The organism is Exiguobacterium sp. FD-YE-25-4 (genome assembly GCF_057004685.1).
In genome coordinates, this window is sequence record NZ_CM168041.1 from 2,410,052 (window position 1) to 2,431,598 (window position 21,547).

The following is a 21,547-nucleotide window of genomic DNA, read 5'->3' on the forward strand; positions in this document are numbered from 1 at the left end:
TCAAACTCTATCTCAATTTAAAAAAAGTCATGAAAACCCAATAAATTAAAAGATACATAGACTTTGTGAATGAAAGTTTTTCAATATCTCTATAAATTTTCCAATGATAGTTTAATAAAGAGACTTTATTACTCGAAATTGAGTTTATGCGTATTCGATGGCTTGTAAGCGTTCTTTCAATCCCTATTATTTTTTTCTCTATTTTAATTATTTGTAACCACATTAAATAATCATTTCTTTTTTTAAAATCTGGAATTTCAAATTTCCCTAATACTTTAGCATTGTAGATAACCGTAGAATTTCCTGGACAAGTTTTTAATAATCCCCAATGGTCACTATATTTTTTTGCTAGGATGGTTTTATTTAGTGATTCTCCTCTTTCATTAATCTTATTATAACTTGTGCATGTGAAATTATGTCCATAGCGTTCCATAAACCTAATTTGGACAGCTAATTTCTCAGGAAACCAAATATCATCACTATCTAAAAAAGCAATATAATCGCCTGATGCATAATTAATTCCTTTGTTTCTCGATATAGCTGCACCTGAATTATTAACATTTTTAATTATAGATATTCTAGAATCTAAAGAAGAAAATTTTTCAATTATTTCAAATGTACTATCTTGTGAGCAATCGTCAATTATTATTAATTCCCAGTTAGTATATGTTTGATTTATAACCGACTCAATCGCCTCTACTATAAATTCCTGTGAATTAAAAGCAGGCATTATTATTGAAACCTTATTTTCTGACATTATATTATTTTGTATCATCCTCATGACCTACCTTTAGAAAATCCCATATGATTTTCCGCCTTAAATTATTTGAGTGTATTATTACTAATACTATATTTCTTTATCTTCTGGCTGTTTAGTAATAGCAATCTCTTTAGCCATTTTTCCAGTGCCACCTTCTAAAACACCCTCACTCTTAACGACACTTAGAAGTGTCCCTATAAAACAGCGAAAATCCATCCAAAATGAAAGCTTCTGAATATAGTAACCATCCAACTTAGCCTTGATTTCTATAGGAAGTTCATCACGACCATTGATTTGAGCCCATCCTGTAAGACCGGGTAGTACGTTATTCGCTCCATACTTTTCACGTTCTTCAATCAAATCATATTGGTTCCAAAGCGCTGGACGTGGTCCAATCACTGCCATATCACCTTTTAAAATATTTATGATTTGAGGCAACTCATCTAGACTTGTTTTACGAAGGAACACACCTGTTTTGGTAATGTATCGCTCTGGATCTGTTAATAGATGAGTCGGCATATCTTTAGGCGCATCGACTCGCATCGTACGAAACTTTAAAATTTTGAAATGCGTTTGATCAATTCCGACACGTTTCTGTTTAAAAAAAACTGGACCTTTTGATTCTAATTTGATCGCGATCATAATTCCGATAAATAATGGTGACAGCACAATCAATCCGATTAAAGAAAGAATAAAGTCCAATTTCCGTTTTTGTTCGCTATACTTCATTATTCACACTCCATTTGTTAGACTGTCTCTTGTACATCTTTGTTTATGTTTGGATCATTCAGATCCAGACAATCGTTTGCCCAGTTAACAAGGTATAATCCAAGTGCTTCACTTGTCTTCAATTCATTCATTCGTTCTAGTTTCTCAGCCATGTTTGTCTCTTCCGTCACAATACCAGTAAAAATTTTAGGATAAACTGCTTCCGGGTGAACTTCGCCTTCTTTCAGTAACTCCTCAAACATCTTTTCTCCTGGACGAATCCCACTGAAAGCAATTGCTATTTGACCTTCTGAAAAACCACTCAATTTAATCATGTTACGTGCAAGGTCAACAATTTTTACGGGTTCTCCCATATCGAGAACAAATACTTCCCCGCCGTCCGCAAGAGTACCAGCTTGAATGACGAGACGACTCGCTTCAGGAATCGTCATGAAATATCGCGTCATATCAGGATGTGTTACCGTAACAGGCCCACCTTTTTCAATCTGCTCCTTGAATAATGGAATGACTGAGCCCCGACTCCCTAGTACGTTTCCAAAACGAACGACTGCATATTTTGTCCGGCTTTTCTTGGCCAAATTTTGAATAATCATTTCAGCGATTCGTTTTGTCGATCCCATCACGTTCGTCGGGTTAACGGCTTTGTCCGTTGAAATCATGACGAATCGCGCCGCTCCATACTCATCCGCCATTTCAGCGACATTTTTCGTACCATAAATGTTGTTTTTGACCGCTTCGTGCGGGTTTGCTTCCATCAATGGAACATGTTTGTGTGCTGCTGCGTGGAAAACTAGATGTGGTGAATGTGTCATAAAGACGTTACGCAACCGTTCAACGTCCTGAACGTCAGCGATCACTGGAATAATTTCTACATCTAAGTTCAACTCACGTAACTCACGCTCAATCAAATAAATACTGTTTTCACCATGTCCGAGTAGTAACAGACGCTCTGGCTTAAACTTTAAAATTTGGCGACAAATCTCTGATCCAATCGAACCGCCTGCACCCGTTACAAGAATCGTTTTACCTTCGACTTCTGACTGGATTCCTGAAATATCTAGCTCCACCGGTTCACGGCCTAACAAGTCATCAATTGATACTTGACGCATTTGATTGACAGCGACTTTACCCGCTGCCACTTCCTCAATCATGGGTAGCGTATGTACATTTGTACAAAGTGCTTTTGCCCGTTTGATAACGGCAAGTCGGTCCTGATAATTCATAGATGGAATAGCAAACACAATTTTATCAATCGCATGACTCTCGACAACACTTTCTAATTGTTCAAGCGTCCCCAATACTCTGACACCATTCACAGTAAGATTTTGAAGGTGACTATTGTCATCAATGAACCCGACTGGATTCATACGGTGATTATCGGATTGATTAATTTGGCGGACGAGCATGCGGCCAGCTTGACCGGCGCCCACGATCAATGTCCGCTTTTCAGATTTACGACGCTTCATCTTTCTTCCACCTAGGATTAAGCGACGATCCTGTTTCCACGTCACATAAATCCTTGAACCTAAACGAATGCCACCTAAGAGTAGAAGCGATAGACAAAAACTAAGGAATAGCATTCTTTCCATCGCTTCTCCGTAAACAGCAAATTGAAGAACATATAAGGTCAATGTACTCATCAAAAGAGTTATCGCAAGACGAATAGCTTCCGACATACTCGCGAATCGCCATGCGACTCGATAAAGGCGACTGATGCCAGCCATAAGAATGAATAATGCACTATATAGTAAAGCAGACTCTACAAAATGATTGCGATCCACATTTTCAATAAATTCAATTGGATATAAAAAGAAATATGTTACGAACATAGAAGATAAAATCGCAATAATATCAAGAACTACTAATACACTTGTCCGAAATGATTTTCGACCTAGTTCAGGAATCGACAATTACTTTCCCTCCCTTTAGTTGACTACATTCATAGAAGTATTTTCTTCTACTAGTTGTGTAATCATCTTTAGCACGTCGTCATGCAAATCTTCTCGAGCTAATGCGAATTCTAACGTAGTCTGGATAAAACCTAATTTCTCGCCAACATCATAACGTTTTCCTGAAAATTCATATGCAAAGACACGTTGGACCTCATTTAAGCGTGTAATTGCATCGGTCAACTGTATCTCGCCACCCGCACCAGGTACCTGCGTCTCTAAAAATTTAAAAATTTGCGGTGTAAACAAATAGCGTCCTAGGATCGCTAAATTTGAAGGTTCTGTACCTGGGGCTGGTTTTTCCACGAATGATTCAACTTTATGTAAACCACCTTCAAGTGATGCTTGTGGATCAACAATCCCATAACGGTGAGTTACATCACTCGAAACTGGTTGTACCCCAATAATTGAACTCTCCGTTTTCTTGTACTGTTCAATCAGTTGTTTTGTACAGGGGGTTTCCGCCTGAACAATATCGTCTCCAAGCATAACGACAAATGGTTCATTCCCCACAAACGCTTTTGCCTGCAAAACGGCATGACCAAGTCCCATCGGCTTTGACTGTCGAATGAAATGAATATTAATATTGGTCGTTTCTTCAACCAACTTTAAGAATTCAGATTTTCCTTTTTCAATTAAGATTTGCTCAAGTTCTGGAACCGAATCAAAGTGATCTTCAATTGCTCGTTTACCTTTACCAGTTACAATTAAAATATCTTCAATCCCAGATTCAACAGCCTCTTCAATGATGTACTGAATCGTCGGTTTGTCGACAATTGGTAACATTTCTTTCGGCATTGCTTTCGTTGCCGGTAAAAAACGTGTACCTAACCCTGCAGCTGGAATCACAGCTTTTTTCACTATTTTGCTTGCCATGATGTTCCTCCTCTATGGATAAATATATATTATATGTCTGATTCATAGAAAAAAGGATGTAACTTACATCCTTTCAAAATTATAAATTAAGGGTATCACTTTCGACCTAATATAAAAACATACGGGGAGTAAAATAAACCTAAAATCGTTCGACAGTTGTCGACAAAAGAATCATATTTATAGATAAATTGTCAATAATTAGTCTTTAATAACAAGTGAATTATTTTTTCCATTTTCCTCGCCAATTTTTAGTCGGTAATGTTGGGGGATCAATAAACACAAACTCATCTTTCATAACGGCTTCTGCATTGACGACGTAATTCTCCCACTTCTCTTGACCAAGCTCTTCACGGACAACCTTTTCGACTTCCGTCCAATAAAATGTTCGACGGCCTGTACTGTGGGCGTCTGATGCGATTAAATGGCTGAGACCGTTACGAAGGAAAGTGAATGAAAGTTCCTTCACGTTCTGACCGAATTCTCCGGTTAAACTACTCGTCGTAATCTGCGAAAGCGCACCAGATGAGACGAAGTCCATCAATCGTTTCGGATTGGTGGCGAATTCTTTGTTACGTTCTGGGTGAGCGATGACGGGCGTGTAGCCTTCCGTTTGAAGGCCAAAGAAGAGTTGTTCCGCATAGGCTGGCACTGAGTCACTTGGGAACTCCACGAGAACGTAACGTGATCCAGCAAGTGATAACGCTTTTCCTTGCTCTAGCGACTCAACAAGGTCTCCAAAAATTCGGATTTCTTGCCCAGTATATAAATCGAGGTCGATTCCTTCTTGCCGCAAAAAGTTTTGTAGCCTTGTGACAGCATTTGCTACGTCGAGCTGGCTTGTATCAAACTGCGGGTGAAACGCGTGGGGGGTGACCACGATTGCGGTCACCCCTTCACTAACGGCGCGCTTCGCCATCTCGACCGCTTGTTCGACTGTTTCCGGTCCGTCATCGACGGCCGGCAATAAGTGACAGTGGATATCAATCATGGCACGCTCTCCTTTTATTCGTATGCGTAATAGTAATAGTAATCATCGCTGCCTTGTGGCTCACGTTTGTTCAAGACAACACCCAGGATATGCGCTTCAGCTAGCGTTAATTGTTCTTTTGCTTTGACAACCATCTGACGATCCGATTTATCACAACCGACAACAAGAACTACACCGTCAACTTTGCGAGCTAAAAGGCGTGTATCGGCTACTTGCATCATCGGAGGCGCATCTAAAATGATGATGTCATAGTTCGCTTTTAGTTCTTCTAACACGCGATCCATCATTTTCGAAGACAACAGCTCTGACGGGTTTGGTGGAATCGGGCCTGCTGCAATCAAGTCAAGGTTTTCGATTTGAGTCGAATGTGTCGCCTTTTCAACGGTCGTCTTCTTAGCCAACACAGTTGAGAGACCAATCCCGTTTGAAAGACGGAATGTGAAGTGGGCTGTCGGGCGACGCATGTCACAATCCACTAACAACACTTTCTTTCCTTGCTGTGCATAGACAACGGCGAGGTTCGATGACGTCGTTGATTTCCCTTCACCTGACGAGGCTGACGTAATGACCATCGTTTGCAAGTCGTCATCGACTGCCGTAAACTCTAAATTCGTTCGAATTGTCCGATATTGCTCCGAAATAGGCGATTTCGGTTTATGAACCGTAATTAAATCACGGCCTGTTTTATCATATTTAATGTGTTTACTCTTCTTTTTTCCGAACTTAAACATGGACTTGTTCACCTTTCACGTTAGCTTTACGTTGTTGCATCATTTCGACTTTATCAATCACAGGGATTGATCCGAGAACTGGAAGCTCAAGAATACTCTCGACATCTTGTTCTGTCTTAATACGACGATCCAACACAACTTTAAGGAATCCAATAGCGACGCCAATCATCAATCCAAGTGCGATTGCAATGGCTGTATTGAGTAAAATATTCGGACTGACAGGGGTCATTGGGACAGATGCGTCTGACAAAACTTTGACGTTATCTACACCACTCATCAATTCGCTCACTTCTTCCGCAAATACGGTACTAATTTCATTAGCGATATCTGCTGCAAGAACAGGGTTTGTATGTTGGACTTTGATATTGATGACTTGCGAGTTTTGTTCACTGTTGACTGTGATCAAGTTACTAATGTTATCAGGTGCACCAACCACATTTTCTTGAACTGGTTCTAAAATCGCTGGGCTTTGGATGATGACGCGATATGTGTTGACTAGAGCGACAGATGACTGGACTTGACTGCTATCAATCATATTGTTTTGTGTCTCTTTCGGAGCGACCAATACTTGCGTCGATGCCTCGTATGTCGGACTGATAAGGAACGAGCTAACTAAAAAGGCAATAAGTGCCGCGATGATTGCTAAACTTGCGATGAGCCATTTGCTCCGTTTTAAGATGGAGAATAATTCTCCAAGGGAAATTGTTTCTTCTTTCATGCTCGTGTTTTCTCTCCTCTGTTCTTTAAAGTCACTACTGGAAAAATTCCGCAGATAATATTTAACAATGCCAATACCAAAACATTATAGCAAAAATCCTCACAGTTGATGACCCATTTTTTAAAATTTGGGTTTTTTGGTATGTAAATCTGATAAACTTTGTTAGGAAGAACTTAACAAAAGGAGGAGACAATAGTGCACGTTAGTGAGCGCCTACTCCAGTTGTACGCAGACACGAATGCGACAACACGTACAAAACTACAAGATGTCATTAAACAAAATTTAGGGGACGGAAAATCGTTAACCATGTCCTTTGAAGAATTGACCGGTACGACGAATATCACGCTTTCGACCGATGAAAAATCGGCGGTTGACTTCGCTGCTTGGATCAAAGACGGCAAGAAAGATGCCATGTTCCTTCCATACTATGTGTCTTTACTCGAGATGCATGAGAATGTATTAAACAAAGAAGCGACGGTACCTCAATCTGGATCAATTGACAAGACAGTCGTCAAGGAAACACAGATTGCGGACAAAGCATCGGTATCCACTCCTGAACCAACCGTAGTTGAAACTCCAAAACAGGAAGAACGAGCCACAGCCGCAAAACCGCGTTATACACCTGAAATTCCAGTTCCCTCACGCGCGGAACGAGCCAAATATCAACGAACGATCGAACCAGCCCGACCACGCCGTAAATCCGGAAAATGGATTGGTGTCCTTTTCCTCCTCGCTTTACTCATAGGAGGTGGCTATATCGGGTATCCATATGTAATGGACTTGTTGGAGCCAAAACAAGAAGCCAAAGTCGTCGAGGAAACACCGAAGCCGGACCCTGATCCGGTCGCCCAAGAACCAGAAACGAACTATGTCTGGCTCGCCTCGAAAAACGTCAACCTCGTCTCGGAACCGAACGGCACGACGGTCACCTATATAGGAGATATCGGCGATCGCTACGAGATTGTGAAGGAACAAGATGACCATGTTGAAGTGAATTTGGATGAGACGACAGCGTGGGTCCCCCTCGATTCGGTCACGACCGACTGGCCCACACGCGACTTGACCGATAGCGCCCTACTCGACTGGGTGAACACGAACTTGAACAACGATTGGCTCGGCGAATCGATTCCTGACTTCTTCGCTATGAACGAAGCAACACTCACAGAGACAATCGGCGCGCCGTACGGCCGGGAAACGGATGCGTTGAACGCCTATGCGTTCTATAACGGTGGGTTCTTCGTCATTCAACAAGACAAAGTACACGCCATCGACTGGACGAACACACAAACGACGCGCGAGGTGTTCAGCCCGCTTGGCGAACCGGTGCTCGAGACAGACGATGCAATGGTTTATGAAAGTAAGACGTATTCACTTCGCTTATTTGAAGGCACAAACGGACAGACCCGGGTGCGCTTAACTGAGAAGTAATCAATAGAGGATTTTTGGAAGGGGTCATTCATATGAACACTATTTTAGTCACAGGTGGTGCCGGTTATATCGGTACCCATACCGTCTTACAATTGCTTGAAACAGGTCACGACGTCATCGTCGTCGATAACTTGTCGAACAGCCGTCGCGAGGCGCTCAATCGCGTCGAGGCGTTGACAGGGAAAACGGTCACGTTCTATCTAGGCGACATTCTCGACCGCGAACTGCTCGAACAAATCTTTTTGACACATACGATTGACGCCGTCATTCACTTTGCTGGCTTGAAAGCCGTCGGTGAATCGGTATCGGAGCCGCTCCGCTACTACGACAACAACGTCGTCGGCACGACCGTATTACTTGAAGTAATGAACGCGTTCGACGTGAAACGGATCGTCTTCAGCTCATCGGCGACCGTCTACGGCATGCCGGAACGGACACCAATTGACGAGTCGTTCCCGCTCAGCGCGACAAATCCATACGGACGGACGAAACTGATGATTGAAGACATCATGCGCGACCTTGCTGTCGCCGACCCATCGTGGAGCATCGCCCTATTGCGTTACTTTAATCCGATCGGCGCCCACAAATCGGGTCAAATCGGCGAAGACCCGTTCGATATCCCGAACAATTTGATGCCGTACATCACGCAAGTCGCCGTCGGCCGCTTGAACGAACTGAGTGTGTTCGGTGACGATTACGACACACCGGACGGGACCGGCGTCCGTGACTATATTCACGTCGTCGACTTGGCCGAAGGTCACTTGAAAGCACTCGACTACGTCATGGACCATACCGGGGCCGAAGCGTTCAACTTAGGGACCGGGACCGGCTATAGCGTCCTCGACCTCGTCCATGCGTTCGAGGCCGAGAGTGGTAAAGCTGTTCCATACAAAGTAACGCCACGCCGACCGGGCGATATCGCCATGTGCTTCGCCGATCCATCGAAGTCGAAACAGGTGCTCGGCTGGGAAGCGAAACATGACGTCCGCGCCATGTGCCGCGACGCTTGGAACTGGCAATCGAACAACCCGAACGGTTACCGGGCATAAGAAAAACGGCTGACACGAGAACCCTTAAGGTTCTTCTGTCAGCCGTTTTGTCATGTCGACTTCAATGATTTCTGGTTCTTTGCCTGGTGTGACGAGCACTCCAAAGTCAAGGACGGCAATCACGATGGCGATGCCCGCGAGTGCCCACGCGGCGTCGAACGTGAACTCGCCGACGATTAATCCGAACAAGACGAACGCTGCGAACATCAAGTAGTAAAACTTGCGCCAAATCGTCCGGTACTCGATCGCAAACTCACGGTCCCACATGTAGAAAAATACGAAGCCCGCTAATGCGATGAACAACGTCGCGAACATCCAATACGAAAATGAATGGAACGTAAGACTCAAGACATGCATAAATAGTGACTGATTCATCGGAATTCGCTCCTTAGGTGTATGTAGGATTTTGTCATGGAAATTCCTTCTATATCCATTCTCCTACCAAATGAATCATGAGTCAATACACCTAAATCACACAATTCAACTTTGAATCAAAAGTCCTATTCAGATTTCACCCAAACAAACCCATACGCATCGAGGTCAATCGTCTCGACCGGCTCACCTGTGAATAGGTTCGTCCCTTTTGTCCGCACGGTCACCGGCTCATTGCTGACGTTCGTATACAGCAGGAGCGTCTCCCCTTCACGCTTCCGTTCGACCGTGAAGACGCGCTTATCAGATGTATCGATTCGCTGCTCGGCATAAGGCGAGAACGCCGGGTGCGTCCGTTTGACGTTCAACTGGCTGATGATCCCCGAGAACACTTGCAGGCGATACGGGTCCGTCTTCAGCTCCTGGATGAGCGCGTCATGGTCAACCGGTGTCTGGACACCGAGCAGTGTCCGGTAATCAACAGCCGGTATGCCTTGGAGCGAGAACAAGATGCTGTGGGCCGCGAGAATCATGTCGACGCTCGGTTCAATCAAGTTCTTCTCGAACGGGTCGCGTTCATGAATCGACAAGAAGTTGAAGTACGTCTTTCCTTCTCCTGGCGCCTCGATTCGATTCGCCCAGTCGGACAGCTTCTTGGCATCCCCTTGTGCGAAAGCGAGCATCGTGTGCGACGCGAGGTCAAAGTGACAGATGGCATCGGCAACGCTGATGTATGAACCGAGTGCCTGAACGTCTCCTTCATAGGCAAGAATCAACTGCCCATGCGGCTTATAATGATGGAGCACCGCGTGCCAGAGCTCAATGACGCGTTGGATGCTCTCCTCGGGCATGCCGCGGAACGACTGGACGTGGACGCGTAACTTCGTCGCGCCTTGGGCGAGCCGCTCGATGAAGGCGTCCGTTTCCTCGAGCAAATTGAACTGTAGCTCGTTATAGACGTCAGGTTCGGTATCGTACATGAGCTCGAACTCATGCTTGAAGCGTCCGAGGTCCTCATATAATCGGATGCGCGGATTGATGGCCGTATCGGTCGGTTTGGCCGGGTACGGGAACAGCGAGACAAGATATAAGTCGCTGATCGACGCCTGGACGTGTTCCTTCAACAGGTCATGGAGCGCGTCCAAGTCCGGACTCCCATCCGTCGTGACGGCATTCGCGTCCATCATGAGCACGCTCGTCTTCTCGCTCACACCTTCCCCGTCATGCCAATGATGACCGTCCCACTTCGCGAACAGTTCTTGCCAGTCCTCTGATGTATGGTCGTCCTCTAATCGATTGATGATCGGTTCAACAGTTTCCCAAAGCATGTGATCCCTCCTCAGTGTCTCTTTATCACTCCCACCGATACACGATTTTCAAACGCAAAAAAAGCCGTCCCTAAGGACGACTCAGTTCATCAAGCGCTGTAGCTCGGCTTGGACATCGGCGAGCGAGGTTTCATTCGGATGCCAGTAATAGATGCCGTCCGACTCCAGACCGCCCGCTCCTTCGATGCGGAGCGTGCTGGCGTTGCGGAACGCCTTCATATAGTCCGTCGACAACGCCACGAGCTCGTTGAACTCGATGTTCGTCTTGGCCCGGTTGCCGGCGACGTCGAGCAGCTTCGTCACTTTGTCGACCGAGAAGTCAGAACGTCCCTTCTCGACGATGGCCGCGACGACGGCGCGTTGCCGCTCTTGGCGACCGAAGTCCCCGTTCGGGTCATCATAGCGCATCCGGGCGTATGACAACGCCGAGGCACCGTTCAAGTCGACCTGTCCGACCGGATATGAGTAGCCGTCCGACGAGAACGCGAAGTTGTTCGTCACCGTGATGCCGCCGAGTGCGTCAACGACCTCGGTGAACGCCTCCATGTCCGCCTCGACGACGTAGTCAATCGGGATATCCAAGAGCGCTTCTACCGAATCCATCGCCATCTCGGCCCCACCGAACGCGTAGGCGTGGTTAATCTTATCATTCATGTCCTTTCCGACGATCTCCGTCTTCGTATCGCGTGGGATGCTGAGCATCGCCCCTTCATCGGTCGTCGGGTTGAGCGTCATGACGATGATCGAGTCACTCCGTCCCTGCTCCCCGTCACGGCGGTCAATCCCGAGCAGTAACACCGATACCGACTCCTTCTGTTCAATCGTCTCGACTTGTTTCCGTTCTTCGCTGATTTCCAAATTGTCGTTCACTTTCGTCACCGTCTCATTGACGTCCCGGTACATCGACCAGACGAACAAGCCCCCAGCGACGAGGAAGACCGTCAAGACGCCGAGCGTGATCGCCAACACTTTTTTCCAGCGTGATTTCTTCTTATGTCTCGCCATGCGTGCACCTGCTTTCAAAATCGTTAGATATGGATATAATTCCCGCTTCACGTGTTGTATTATAGCACGTTGTCAAAAAATGCTAACCATATCTTTTCAATTTTCATGGGAAATGTGTCTTATAGCGGGCACGCCGCATATGGTCGGGCCAGGCCGCGTTGATTTCAGCCCCGAGCAACATCGTCGCCGCCGTCAAGTAGAGCCAAATTTGGAGCAAGATGACGATGCCGATCGTCCCGTACGTATCCCCGAACATCGAGAACTGGTCGACATAGACGCTATAACCCGTCGACAGTAGCTGCCAAGAGATGACCGCGAAGACGGCACCAGGGAGCGTCTCTGTGAATTTGACGTGTTGTTGCGGGGCGATCTTATAGAACAGCGAGAACGCGAAAATGAGGATGATGGTCGACAACGTGTAGCGCGCTAAAGTCGCCAATCGGTCGAAATCCTCGAGCTGTGGGAACCACGTGTACACGAGCTCGACGAACTCACGGCCGAAGATATGGAACACGATCAAGATGACTGCACCGACGCTGAAGGCGATGAGCGTGAGCAAACCGATCAAACGACGGACGACATAGCTCCGAGCTTCCGTCTCCCCGTAAGCGAACACGGTCAGCTTGACGAGGCGGGCCGTCCCGTTCGATGCCGACCAGACCGCGATGATGGCCCCGATCGAGACGAGACCGGCGTTGATGTTGCCGCTGACGTCATAGACAATCGACAGCATGTCCCGCACGCTCGAACCCGGGATGAGGATCTCAATTTGTTCGATCAACAAGGCGTCGTCGATCCCGAGCCACGCCATGACGGTGAACAAGAGGACGAACGTCGGGAAGATGGCGAGAAACCAAAAGAACGCGAGCGTCGCGCTATAGTCGTTAATATGGTGGTCCTTGAACCGATGGCGGACGTCGATGACGAGGCGGAATAGGCGATCAAGCACTCGGGTCACTCCTTTTTTATTTATTATGACACAAATCAAAACGCCCCATCCGATTGGATGAGGCGATGCGTCACTGTTCCATCAATTGTCCGAGATACGACTTCACGTCTTCGAGTGAAGCGGCGTCCGGGTTCCAGTAATAGATGCCATCGCTTTCTTTCCCGCCCGTTCCTTCGAGGCGAAGGACGTCCTGGTTTTTGAAAGCAGCCATATAGTCGCTCGAGAGCGTCCGAATGTCTTTAAACGTCATGTTCGTCTTGGCGTTGTTGCCGAGCACGTCGAGCATGTTGTTGAACTTCGAGATCGAGAAATCATCTTTGCCTTTATTGACGAGCGCCGTGATGACGTCACGTTGACGCTCTTGGCGACCGAAGTCCCCGCTCGGGTCGTCATAGCGCATGCGTGTATACGCGAGCGCTTCCGGGCCATTGAGCGTGAGTGCGCCCGGTTCAAACGTGTGCTCACCTGACGTGAACGCCAAGTTGTTCGTCACGTTGACGCCGCCGAGGAGGTCGACCGTGTCTTGGAAGCCCTTCATGTCGACTTCTGCCACGTAATCGATCGGGATGTCGAGCAAGTTCTCGACCGTGTCGAGCGCCATCTCGGCCCCTCCGAACGCGTAGGCGTGGTTGATTTTGTCAGATGTGTCTTTACCGACGATCTCCGTCTTCGTGTCACGCGGGATGCTGAGCATCGCGCTTTGATCCGTGTTCGGGTTGAGCGTCATGACGATAATCGAGTCGCTGCGCCCTTGCTCGTCGGCACGACGGTCGACGCCGAGGAGAAGGACCGAGATCGGCTTCTTGTCTTTGATTGCTTCCGTCGTCATCCGTTCCGGGCTGAGCCCAGTGGACTCGTTCAACCGTTCGACGGTCGAATCGACTTGATTGTATAGATATGTAGCCACCCCGACTCCGATGAGCAGGAACAGCCCTACTACGATTCCCGCGATGATCGCGATGCGTTTTACGGGTGAACTCTTTCTCCGGCGTTTCTTGACTCTCTTTTTCTTTTGCTCTTCCATGACATAGCACCTTTCTCGAACCTTTTAATGAATAAGACCAGGTTTTATTTTATCATGCAAATAATTTCGACTTTTTATGAAATTTGTAAAAAAGGTAAATGTTTGTCGGCAAGTGTCGAAATATTCGTTCGTTTTTTAATATCGGGTTTCCCTCATAAATAGTTTAGTCTTCTGCCAACATTCCTTTGTAAGAGTACCACGCCTTGGTATAGCTGAAACCGTTCTCACTTTTCACTCATATGTATAAGGTCCTGTTTTTGGAGTAGGACTTCTGCAATTTCATGTCAATATTTAGTCGAATGTGTGTTTTTTTAGGTCTGTTTCCTTATATTTAAAAAGCATCATAGGACAAATGGATGATTTTTTGTAATAATTGTATTGTTCGTATTAAAACTGTAAAAATAAATCCATTTAATGGTCGGAGGAATCGGCAGATGCGTTATGTCGTCACGTGCTTTTTAGAGAAAAATGAGCTTTGTTCGTTTATCGTGTATGGAGGTTCGATTCATGAGGCATCATCCACGTTCGAGAAGACGTTAAAGGTCGCGAGTCCTTTGAATGACTTCGTCAACTTGAGTGACGGGAAGCAAGTGAAGGTCGGGTCGATCCTCGCCTACCGCATCGATGAAGTGAAGCCCCTCTTTTGAAGTCCATCCATTTCGGGTAACCCTTATAAGGAAACCACTACAACGAACGGGGTGAACCGATATGGAATTAGGGATGATCGGACTTGGGAAGATGGGGTTGAACTTGGCGCTCAACTTGACGGACAGTGGACACCGTGTGCTCGGATACGACCCAGGCAACGTGTCGACAAGCCAGTTCGAGACAAAACAGTCGCTCGAAGAAGTCGTCGAAGGGCTGAAGGCGCCGCGCGCCATCTGGGTGATGGTGCCGGCCGGCGACGTGACCGAGCACGTCTTGAACGACCTGCACGCGCTCTTGTCTCCAGGGGATATTGTCATCGACGGCGGGAACTCGAACTATAAAGAGTCGATACGACGGGCCGAGCAGTTCAAAGACAAGCTCATCTACTTCTTTGACGTCGGGACGAGTGGCGGCATGGAAGGGGCGCGACACGGCGCCTGTACGATGATCGGCGGGGATTTGGAGGCGTTCGGCAAAATCGAGGAGTTGTTCCACGACGTGTCGACGGACAACGGTTACTTGTACGCTGGACCGAGCGGCAGTGGTCACTTCTTGAAGATGATCCATAACGGCATCGAGTACGGCATGATGCAAGCGATCGCCGAAGGGTTCGAGATTCTTGAGAAGAGCCCGTTCGAATATGACCACGAGCAAGTCGCCCGCGTCTGGAACCACGGCTCGGTCGTCCGCTCGTGGCTGATGGAGCTGACCGAGAGCGCGTTCCATAAGGACGCGAAGCTCGACGAGATTAAAGGGGTCATGCATGCCTCAGGGGAAGGCAAGTGGACAGTCGAGACGGCGCTCGAGTACGGCGTGCCGGCTCCGGTCATCGCGATGTCGCTCATGATGCGGCAACGTTCGCTCGAAGAGGACACGTTCTCCGGGAAAGTCGTCGCTGCGTTGCGGAACGAGTTCGGTGGGCATGCGGTGGAGAAAAAATAGTGAAATCAAACTAGTATTCGCTCTGATCGTAAGCAAATCTTTTAAAGGCGCCTTCGAGCGTCTTTTTTATGTTTGAATTGTTGATTGTAAAAAAAGATCTCAGTCAACGATTCGACTGAAATCTTTTTGTTTTTTGTGCAATATTTTCTACTGTGACAAATGTCTCTTTTATAATTTTCAAGGAAAATGTTACTACTAATGGAAAGTACAGCGATTAACCTCTTAAATATACTATAATCTGTAAAATTCTAACCTTTAAAATTAGCTTATGATGAAAGGAGCACTATATCTTGTGTTGAACAAGGAGTGGAAAAACATGTTGAAACTTCATGAATATCCGTTAAACGTCTCGAAAAATCTACACAAAGCCACAAGGGAAATCCTTTATCGCCAACAGACGAACGATTGGCGAGATGTCGATTACACCTTCAATCGAATCGCCGACCAAGCGCTTCGCATCAGTGAACAAGATCATCGTTTTCAATTCGAAGGAGAGACGATGCTGTATGGACCGATGACCATACTCAAATTAACACGCACGTTCCCGGATGGTGGGGAGATCTCGTTCCAAATGATGTATCAACAGGAAGTAGACGAGGCTTATTTTGTCATTCGTGTATTGGATTACATAAGTCGTTTGAAAACAGCCTGGTTACCGCCTGGCTTTTTGTGCGCCGGACCGCATACTTATCAACACGTCCTCCAGTTCGAGCCTTGCTTAATCAACGAGCATTTCATTGAACACATCATCGATTATATGATGAAGCAGAAAACGTTGATCGAGAAACGCATCAAACGCTACGGAAAGCCTGTGCATCCAAGCGACACTCGTCCATTCTTCGGTGAATAAGCATCAAAAAAGGCGGCCGAGGCCGCCTTTCTCATTCCATTGTATTGCCTTCGGCCGGGATCGGCGTCTGCTTCAATAGGTTCGCGAAATGGTACAAGTTGTACGCCATGACGCGTCCATTCTTTTTCGTGAAGGCGTTGTCGCGCCCGGCATCGATGTACGAGTCACCGGGGCCGGCCTCGCCGACCCAGTAGGCATCGACGTTCGGTGGGACGGTGAAACCGATATGGGACAGGCCATACAAGATTGACGCACAGGCGTGCTTCGCCCCGTCCTCGTTCCCCGTCACGACGACACCGCCGACCTTGTTGTAGTAGATGGCCTGACCCAACTCGTTCGTCAAGGCGCTGCCCCCATACAACCGTTCGATGACTTGCGTGGCGACGCTGCTCTTCTCGCCGAGCCAAAGCGGTGTCCCGATGATGAGGATGTCGGCGGCTTTGACTTTCTCAAAAATTTGGGGCCATGCGTCCCCGTCCCCTTCATCCTCGGTCACGCCGAACGCGACGTTGTAGTCGGCGACGCGGACGATCTCCGAGTCGACCCCGAGCTTATCGAAGTGCGGGATGATATCCTTCATCAATCCTTCCGTATGCGAGGTCGTGTCCCCGCCTTTCAAGGAACAGTTCAAGAATAAGGCTTTCATCGAATCCCTCCTTATAGTAGACAGTTAGGTGTTCCCCGCCCGTAGAAAGATTAATCTCGTCGACACGCTTGCCTTCACATGGGAAAATTAGGATAGAGCAGATTCAGGAGGACTTGCCAATGACACGTTTCATTCATATTGCTGATTTGCACCATGCGAGACATACCGGGAACGCCATCACAACTGAACGGACGAGTTTTGCCATCCAAGCCGAGAAGCTCGCCCAGATCGCGGAAGTCATTCGACATGAAAACATCAAGGCGGTGCTCATCGCTGGTGACATCGAAGTGAGCGACCCGGAAGATTTCGTCCCGTATTTGAAGACGTGGACCGCCCTCGGTGCATCCGTCTATTTGGTATACGGGGACCATGATATCCATCGGTTCGCTTACGACGACTGTTGGCGTCAGATTGAGCACGTGCATAGTTTCCTTCGACCCGGTTATGTCTTCGATGAAGCGCTCGGTGCCGCGATTTATGGGCTCAGCTGTGAGACGAACCAGACCGGGTTGAAAGAGGATGTCGCAAGGACGCCGATGCGAGACGACCTGTACCCGAATATCTTCCTTGGTCACGGGGATCGACAACGATTTCCCGCATCCGTCGTCGCCCGGCTCGGGTTCAGCTATTACGCTCTCGGTCATCATCATCGCTATGAGGTCACTCGACGTGGCGGTACCGACCTCGTCTATCCCGGTCATGTCTTCTCGGTGTGGGACGGATGCGGCAAGGCGTGGCCGACCGGCTATGTCATCGGGGAGGTCACTCCTTCAGGGATCACACACGAGTTTCGACCATTCACAGGTCCAGAGACGCGACGGCTCAGTTTCAATCCGTTCATCCGGGACGGGTCATGCATCTTGCTCACACGCGACAATCTCGAAGGCCCGTCGGAACAATGGATTGCAGAGGACGAAACGGTGTTACGCGAGCTCGTCCGCTCCACGCTGACCGCCTATCCTGATGATTATTTCGTCACACCGAGCCGGTCGACAGGTTTTCCGACGCGCCGGCTGTCGATGACCGGGCGAACGTTGTTGGAAGACGATAAACGATTCGAGGAATTTTTCGCCCGCAGTTTTAAGGCGACGAAGACGACACAGTAAAAAGACGGATGACCGCGGTCATCCGTCTTTCGCTTGTCCATCGAATAATGCTTCGCCCCGCTTCACCCGGCCGTCCGGGTACTTGTAGGCGACATGCTCGAGCGACAGCTTCGTCGGCGTATCGAGCCCGGCCGCGGCCGCCATGTTGTAGAGCCCTTCTCGGAGCGAGATGATGTAGTTCGTCACGCGGAAACTCTTCTCGTCGACGACGAGGGCGTGCTGCAGTTTCGGGTCGGTCGTCGCGACGCCGACCGGGCATCGGTTCGTATGGCACACTTGCGCCTGGATGCAACCGACGTTGAACATGAGGCCACGGGCGATATTGACGCAGTCGGCCCCAAGCGCGAGGGCGACGGCAATCTTATCGGCCGTCACGAGCTTACCGGAGGCGAACAAAGTGATCCGGTCACGAATCCCATATTGCAAGAGTAATTGATGCACATACGGGAGCGCGGCCTTCAAGGGCAATCCGACCGTATCGGCGAGCTCTTGGTACGTCGCCCCGGTCCCACCTTCCCCACCATCGACCGTGATGAAGTCAGGATGTTTCCCCGATGACGCCATCTCTTGAATGAGGGCCTCGACGTCTGAAAGCCGACCGACGACGAGTTTGATGCCGACGGGTTTGCCGCCGATGTCGCGCAAACGCTCGATGAAGTCTAACAGTTCCCGGTCCGTCTTGAACTCGGAGAAGCGGTTCGGGCTATCGATCGTCACGCCGACTTTGACGCTCCGGATGCGGGCGATCTCTTCCGTCACTTTTGAGCCCTCGATATGGCCACCCCTCGTCTTCGCGCCTTGGGCGAGCTTCAACTCGAAGGCGCGCACTTGCGGGATGTCACTCTTCGCTTTGAACGCCGCCTCCGAGAACGCCCCGTCCTCGGTCCGGACGCCGAACAGCGCCGGCCCGATTTGACAAACGAGATCGACACCGCCTTTCAAGTGATGGTCCGATAGGCCACCCTCCCCGGTGTTCATCCATGTGCCTTTGGCCCGGCCGAGCCCGATCGACAGCGCCGTGATGGCGTTCTCACCGAGCGAGCCGAAACTCATCGCCGACTGTCCGACGAGGCTGCGAATCCGGAACGGTTCCCGGCACGTCTGTTTTCCGATGACGATGCTGTCTTCTTCCATCAATAAAGACGGACCGACGTCGCGTTCAACGATCCGCTCTTTCCGTGTGAACAGGTTGTCCTCCTCGACTTGATACAGCCGCGTCGACACGGTGTCCCGGTTGTCGATGCGGAGCTCGTCCCGGTTCGTCGGGTAGAGCACGTTCTGCAGATAGAAGCCGCCGCCTTCGAAGTCCCGTTCCGAGCCGAATCCGATGATGCGCGACTTATATTTTCCGGAAATCACGGCCGCCTCGTAGTCGTTCCGCGAGAACGGTTTTGACTCGTTGTCGTTCAAGAACAAGTATTGGCGCATCTCAGGTCCGACCTTCTCTAAGATGTAGCGCACCTTGCCGAGGATTGGGAAGTTCCGGAGTACGGAATGCTCGCGCTGGTGGCGGTCCTTCCGCCAGAGGTACAAGATAAACAGGAACGGGGCGGCAATCGTCGATACCATCAGGACGAGCACGATGGCGAGCAACGTCGTATTCACGGACATGAGTGGTTCCTCCCTCACGTATAGTCCTTATCCGATACCACGGGTCCTTCCTGATGAAACGAAAAAAACCGACGTTTCCGTCGGCCCTTACTTCTTGATCAACTCGCTCGCTTTATCGACTTTCTCTTTGTCGTGTTTCAATTGCTTCTCGATATCGTACGCCATATACATGTCGTTCTTGATCATGTAGTCGGCGATCTCGGCATGGTCTTCGATCGCTTGGTTCAATTGTTTGATGAGCACTTTCCGGACCTCGGGTGACGCCGTCTCGGTCACGGCCACCGCATAGGCGCGGACGGCCGACTTCGCCGTGATGAGCAGATCGGTCGCGATCAATTCGTCCCGTTGTTTGCTGGCCCGTTTCAAGTTTTCCGTGATTCCCATCCGTCTCTCCTCCTTACGCTTTCTTCGGCAACAGTTGTTTCAGTTCACTGATCGCTTGCTCGGTGTTCTTCAAATGTTTGCGTGCGATCTTCTGCAACTTCTCGTCTTTGATGAGCGGTTCGCTCACGTATCCTTTGACGAGCCCCGCTTGCTTCAGCGTCAACATCTCATGAATCTCTAACACTTCATGGATGGCGAGTTTGTTTTTAGCCATGTCCGTTCCTCCTTTTAGCGTGTCGAATGAATGTGCGCTTCTTCGCGCTTATGCTTGAGCAGCCAACCGTGGAACACGAACTCGACGACCGCGGTCACTAGTGCCGTGTACAGCGCGAGCAACACGAAACTCGTATCGGTCCCGATATCGAAATCGAGAATCCACAGGAAGAACCACGTCAAGAAGAAGACGAGGCCGAAATCGGCCGCTGTCGCAATCAAGTTACCGAATTTCCGTAATACGAACAGATCCCCCAACCAATAGGCGATGATCGCGACCATGAATGATATCCACACGGCGTGATACCATGGGACGTTGAACCCGAACGTCAAGACAGCGAGAAAGACGACGAGAAGCGCCACGTGTTTCACGGTCAATGCCTTCAAATGATTCACTTCCATCGGAGACTCCTCCTTTCTACCACTCGTGTCTTAGACTATGTTTCCCTCCCGTTCAAATCAAAAACGAGAAAATTTTCCATTTTTATCATGCTATAGCGATTGCCTGACTCTTCATTTCAAGGATAAGACCTGGCTTCCTCTAAACGAAGACAAGCGTTTTGCGGCGAACATTTTCTACAAACATTTACAAATCGATGACATCACGTCCATCTTTCAGTGGCGAGAGCTGTGAACAAGGTAAATCGACCACAAAAAAAGAGACCTTTCTCAGGTCTCTTGGTCGCTCGGGATGACAATCTCATCGAACTGTTGGTCACGGCAAAGGGTGATGGCTTGCATCGCAAGCTGGTAGTCCACTTCCGGCAATGTGATCAGCTCGGTCGGGAGCACCCACTCCTTGTTGTTGTACAAATGGATGACGAGTTTGACGAGAATGAAATCCTGTTTCTCGAACGTGTTGTCGTCGATGATGGTGGCCGTACTGATTTTGCCTTGCTCGAGGTCCATATACGGCAACAATAGATTCCGCACCCGCTCATTCCCGGCGATCACATAAAGGGCGGAGAAATACTCTTTCTTGACGTCTCCGGGATTAATGAGGCGCTGGGCCAACTGTTTGAACACGTCGTAGTGCTCGGTCGTCAAGAAGTTAAGGTTATTCATGTCTGTCGTTCCTCTCTGTGTAAGCAAAAATCAATCTGTTTATACTAATTCCACCCTTTTGCACTTTATAACCCTCTGACGATGCTCATACCCCCACCTGTATCTGCCAAATCTTTTCAAAATTTTAGGTTTTTTTTTTTTTGATAGTGGAACTATATCCTTGTCGTTCATTCGCC

At 48.5% G+C, this 21,547-nt stretch carries 24 protein-coding genes; 6 read left to right on the forward strand and 18 right to left on the reverse strand.

The features are described 5' to 3' along the window. Positions 1-7: 7 nt before the first annotated feature. From AC13H5_RS12305 to AC13H5_RS12335, 7 genes are all read right to left on the reverse strand, one after another. Positions 8-775, reverse strand: a complete 768-nt coding sequence (locus AC13H5_RS12305; protein WP_483545885.1) for a glycosyltransferase family 2 protein — start codon at positions 773-775, stop codon at positions 8-10. Positions 776-847: 72 nt separating this feature from the next. Next, positions 848-1,489, reverse strand: coding sequence for a sugar transferase (locus AC13H5_RS12310; RefSeq protein ID WP_483545886.1), 642 nt, complete (start codon positions 1,487-1,489; stop codon positions 848-850). A 17-nt stretch (positions 1,490-1,506) separates the two neighbouring features. Next, positions 1,507-3,399 (reverse strand): polysaccharide biosynthesis protein, encoded by a 1,893-nt coding sequence (locus AC13H5_RS12315; RefSeq protein ID WP_483545887.1) that lies wholly within the window; start codon positions 3,397-3,399, stop codon positions 1,507-1,509. A gap of 15 nt (positions 3,400-3,414) precedes the next feature. After that, entirely contained in the window at positions 3,415-4,314 is a 900-nt protein-coding gene (galU, locus tag AC13H5_RS12320) for a UTP--glucose-1-phosphate uridylyltransferase GalU (RefSeq protein ID WP_483545888.1), read from the reverse strand. A 220-nt stretch (positions 4,315-4,534) separates the two neighbouring features. After that, positions 4,535-5,302, reverse strand: coding sequence for a tyrosine-protein phosphatase (locus AC13H5_RS12325; protein WP_483545889.1), 768 nt, complete (start codon positions 5,300-5,302; stop codon positions 4,535-4,537). Positions 5,303-5,316: 14 nt separating this feature from the next. Further along, positions 5,317-6,033, reverse strand: a complete 717-nt coding sequence (locus AC13H5_RS12330; RefSeq protein WP_483545890.1) for a CpsD/CapB family tyrosine-protein kinase — start codon at positions 6,031-6,033, stop codon at positions 5,317-5,319. Beyond that, positions 6,026-6,751 carry a YveK family protein gene (locus AC13H5_RS12335; protein WP_483545891.1) on the reverse strand — a complete coding sequence of 242 codons (726 nt, stop codon included), beginning with the start codon at positions 6,749-6,751 and terminating at the stop codon, positions 6,026-6,028. The genes AC13H5_RS12330 and AC13H5_RS12335 overlap by 8 nt, the downstream gene beginning before the upstream one ends. Before the next feature lie 195 nt (positions 6,752-6,946). Between AC13H5_RS12335 and AC13H5_RS12340 the strand changes: the two genes are divergently transcribed. Together AC13H5_RS12340 and galE are read left to right on the forward strand one after the other, a co-directional pair. Beyond that, the gene (locus AC13H5_RS12340) at positions 6,947-8,179 is read left to right on the forward strand and encodes a flagellar basal body-associated FliL family protein (RefSeq protein WP_483545892.1); all 1,233 of its coding nucleotides are present in this window, start codon (positions 6,947-6,949) and stop codon (positions 8,177-8,179) included. 32 nt (positions 8,180-8,211) lie between these two features. Continuing rightward, a complete protein-coding gene (gene galE / locus AC13H5_RS12345) occupies positions 8,212-9,228 on the forward strand; it encodes a UDP-glucose 4-epimerase GalE (RefSeq protein WP_483545893.1) in 1,017 nt (338 codons plus the stop codon). A 24-nt stretch (positions 9,229-9,252) separates the two neighbouring features. On the opposite strand, the gene AC13H5_RS12350 is transcribed toward galE, so the two are convergent. From AC13H5_RS12350 to AC13H5_RS12370, 5 genes are all read right to left on the reverse strand, one after another. Next, positions 9,253-9,603, reverse strand: a complete 351-nt coding sequence (locus AC13H5_RS12350; RefSeq protein ID WP_214830334.1) for a hypothetical protein — start codon at positions 9,601-9,603, stop codon at positions 9,253-9,255. Between the two features lie 125 nt (positions 9,604-9,728). Next, a complete protein-coding gene (locus AC13H5_RS12355) occupies positions 9,729-10,928 on the reverse strand; it encodes an alpha-amylase family glycosyl hydrolase (RefSeq protein ID WP_483545894.1) in 1,200 nt (399 codons plus the stop codon). Between the two features lie 81 nt (positions 10,929-11,009). Beyond that, positions 11,010-11,933: an LCP family glycopolymer transferase gene (locus AC13H5_RS12360; protein ID WP_483545895.1), complete on the reverse strand. Its 924-nt coding sequence runs from the start codon at positions 11,931-11,933 to the stop codon at positions 11,010-11,012. Between the two features lie 103 nt (positions 11,934-12,036). Next, positions 12,037-12,882, reverse strand: coding sequence for a YihY/virulence factor BrkB family protein (locus tag AC13H5_RS12365; protein ID WP_483545896.1), 846 nt, complete (start codon positions 12,880-12,882; stop codon positions 12,037-12,039). 70 nt (positions 12,883-12,952) lie between these two features. Further along, on the reverse strand, positions 12,953-13,906 hold the full coding sequence (locus AC13H5_RS12370) for an LCP family glycopolymer transferase (protein ID WP_483545897.1): 954 nt from the start codon (positions 13,904-13,906) through the stop codon (positions 12,953-12,955). A 434-nt stretch (positions 13,907-14,340) separates the two neighbouring features. On the opposite strand from AC13H5_RS12370, the gene AC13H5_RS12375 reads away from it, so the two are divergent. The 3 genes from AC13H5_RS12375 to AC13H5_RS12385 all read left to right on the forward strand — a co-directional run bounded on the left by AC13H5_RS12375 (position 14,341) and on the right by AC13H5_RS12385 (position 16,346). Beyond that, positions 14,341-14,553 (forward strand): hypothetical protein, encoded by a 213-nt coding sequence (locus AC13H5_RS12375; protein WP_034779072.1) that lies wholly within the window; start codon positions 14,341-14,343, stop codon positions 14,551-14,553. A 61-nt stretch (positions 14,554-14,614) separates the two neighbouring features. Continuing rightward, the gene (gnd, locus tag AC13H5_RS12380; RefSeq protein ID WP_483545898.1) at positions 14,615-15,496 is read left to right on the forward strand and encodes a phosphogluconate dehydrogenase (NAD(+)-dependent, decarboxylating); all 882 of its coding nucleotides are present in this window, start codon (positions 14,615-14,617) and stop codon (positions 15,494-15,496) included. Between the two features lie 316 nt (positions 15,497-15,812). Further along, on the forward strand, positions 15,813-16,346 hold the full coding sequence (locus tag AC13H5_RS12385; protein WP_483545899.1) for a hypothetical protein: 534 nt from the start codon (positions 15,813-15,815) through the stop codon (positions 16,344-16,346). A 31-nt stretch (positions 16,347-16,377) separates the two neighbouring features. Here AC13H5_RS12385 and AC13H5_RS12390 read toward each other — a convergent pair whose 3' ends face one another. Continuing rightward, positions 16,378-16,992, reverse strand: coding sequence for a flavodoxin family protein (locus AC13H5_RS12390; protein WP_483545900.1), 615 nt, complete (start codon positions 16,990-16,992; stop codon positions 16,378-16,380). 119 nt (positions 16,993-17,111) lie between these two features. Between AC13H5_RS12390 and AC13H5_RS12395 the strand changes: the two genes are divergently transcribed. Beyond that, on the forward strand, positions 17,112-18,098 hold the full coding sequence (locus AC13H5_RS12395; RefSeq protein ID WP_483545901.1) for a metallophosphoesterase family protein: 987 nt from the start codon (positions 17,112-17,114) through the stop codon (positions 18,096-18,098). Positions 18,099-18,116: 18 nt separating this feature from the next. Here the strand turns inward: AC13H5_RS12395 and AC13H5_RS12400 are convergent, their stop codons facing one another. From AC13H5_RS12400 to AC13H5_RS12420, 5 genes are all read right to left on the reverse strand, one after another. Beyond that, entirely contained in the window at positions 18,117-19,709 is a 1,593-nt protein-coding gene (locus AC13H5_RS12400; RefSeq protein ID WP_483545902.1) for an FMN-binding glutamate synthase family protein, read from the reverse strand. Positions 19,710-19,796: 87 nt separating this feature from the next. Continuing rightward, a complete protein-coding gene (locus tag AC13H5_RS12405; protein ID WP_483545903.1) occupies positions 19,797-20,093 on the reverse strand; it encodes a spore coat protein in 297 nt (98 codons plus the stop codon). A gap of 13 nt (positions 20,094-20,106) precedes the next feature. After that, a complete protein-coding gene (locus tag AC13H5_RS12410) occupies positions 20,107-20,307 on the reverse strand; it encodes a spore coat protein (RefSeq protein ID WP_214708958.1) in 201 nt (66 codons plus the stop codon). A gap of 14 nt (positions 20,308-20,321) precedes the next feature. Then, entirely contained in the window at positions 20,322-20,708 is a 387-nt protein-coding gene (locus AC13H5_RS12415; protein WP_215189567.1) for a DUF2512 family protein, read from the reverse strand. Between the two features lie 267 nt (positions 20,709-20,975). After that, complete coding sequence (locus tag AC13H5_RS12420) at positions 20,976-21,371, reverse strand: hypothetical protein (protein ID WP_483545904.1); 396 nt, start codon at positions 21,369-21,371, stop codon at positions 20,976-20,978. Positions 21,372-21,547 lie beyond the last annotated feature (176 nt).

Excerpts from the sequence above, each read along its gene's own strand:
- AC13H5_RS12350 (WP_214830334.1), bottom strand. The coding sequence starts at position 9,603 with ATGAATCAGTCACTATTTATGCATGTCTTGAGTCTTACGTTCCATTCA.
- AC13H5_RS12305 (WP_483545885.1), bottom strand. The coding sequence starts at position 775 with ATGATACAAAATAATATAATGTCAGAAAATAAGGTTTCAATAATAATG.
- AC13H5_RS12310 (WP_483545886.1), bottom strand. The coding sequence starts at position 1,489 with ATGAAGTATAGCGAACAAAAACGGAAATTGGACTTTATTCTTTCTTTA.
- AC13H5_RS12415 (WP_215189567.1), bottom strand. The coding sequence starts at position 20,708 with ATGGAAGTGAATCATTTGAAGGCATTGACCGTGAAACACGTGGCGCTT.
- AC13H5_RS12325 (WP_483545889.1), bottom strand. The coding sequence starts at position 5,302 with ATGATTGATATCCACTGTCACTTATTGCCGGCCGTCGATGACGGACCG.
- AC13H5_RS12335 (WP_483545891.1), bottom strand. The coding sequence starts at position 6,751 with ATGAAAGAAGAAACAATTTCCCTTGGAGAATTATTCTCCATCTTAAAA.
- galU (WP_483545888.1), bottom strand. The coding sequence starts at position 4,314 with ATGGCAAGCAAAATAGTGAAAAAAGCTGTGATTCCAGCTGCAGGGTTA.
- AC13H5_RS12370 (WP_483545897.1), bottom strand. The coding sequence starts at position 13,906 with ATGGAAGAGCAAAAGAAAAAGAGAGTCAAGAAACGCCGGAGAAAGAGT.
- AC13H5_RS12420 (WP_483545904.1), bottom strand. The coding sequence starts at position 21,371 with ATGAATAACCTTAACTTCTTGACGACCGAGCACTACGACGTGTTCAAA.
- AC13H5_RS12355 (WP_483545894.1), bottom strand. The coding sequence starts at position 10,928 with ATGCTTTGGGAAACTGTTGAACCGATCATCAATCGATTAGAGGACGAC.
- AC13H5_RS12385 (WP_483545899.1), top strand. The coding sequence starts at position 15,813 with ATGTTGAAACTTCATGAATATCCGTTAAACGTCTCGAAAAATCTACAC.
- galE (WP_483545893.1), top strand. The coding sequence starts at position 8,212 with ATGAACACTATTTTAGTCACAGGTGGTGCCGGTTATATCGGTACCCAT.
- AC13H5_RS12410 (WP_214708958.1), bottom strand. The coding sequence starts at position 20,307 with ATGGCTAAAAACAAACTCGCCATCCATGAAGTGTTAGAGATTCATGAG.
- gnd (WP_483545898.1), top strand. The coding sequence starts at position 14,615 with ATGGAATTAGGGATGATCGGACTTGGGAAGATGGGGTTGAACTTGGCG.
- AC13H5_RS12395 (WP_483545901.1), top strand. The coding sequence starts at position 17,112 with ATGACACGTTTCATTCATATTGCTGATTTGCACCATGCGAGACATACC.
- AC13H5_RS12400 (WP_483545902.1), bottom strand. The coding sequence starts at position 19,709 with ATGTCCGTGAATACGACGTTGCTCGCCATCGTGCTCGTCCTGATGGTA.
- AC13H5_RS12405 (WP_483545903.1), bottom strand. The coding sequence starts at position 20,093 with ATGGGAATCACGGAAAACTTGAAACGGGCCAGCAAACAACGGGACGAA.
- AC13H5_RS12330 (WP_483545890.1), bottom strand. The coding sequence starts at position 6,033 with ATGTTTAAGTTCGGAAAAAAGAAGAGTAAACACATTAAATATGATAAA.
- AC13H5_RS12390 (WP_483545900.1), bottom strand. The coding sequence starts at position 16,992 with ATGAAAGCCTTATTCTTGAACTGTTCCTTGAAAGGCGGGGACACGACC.
- AC13H5_RS12360 (WP_483545895.1), bottom strand. The coding sequence starts at position 11,933 with ATGGCGAGACATAAGAAGAAATCACGCTGGAAAAAAGTGTTGGCGATC.
- AC13H5_RS12375 (WP_034779072.1), top strand. The coding sequence starts at position 14,341 with ATGCGTTATGTCGTCACGTGCTTTTTAGAGAAAAATGAGCTTTGTTCG.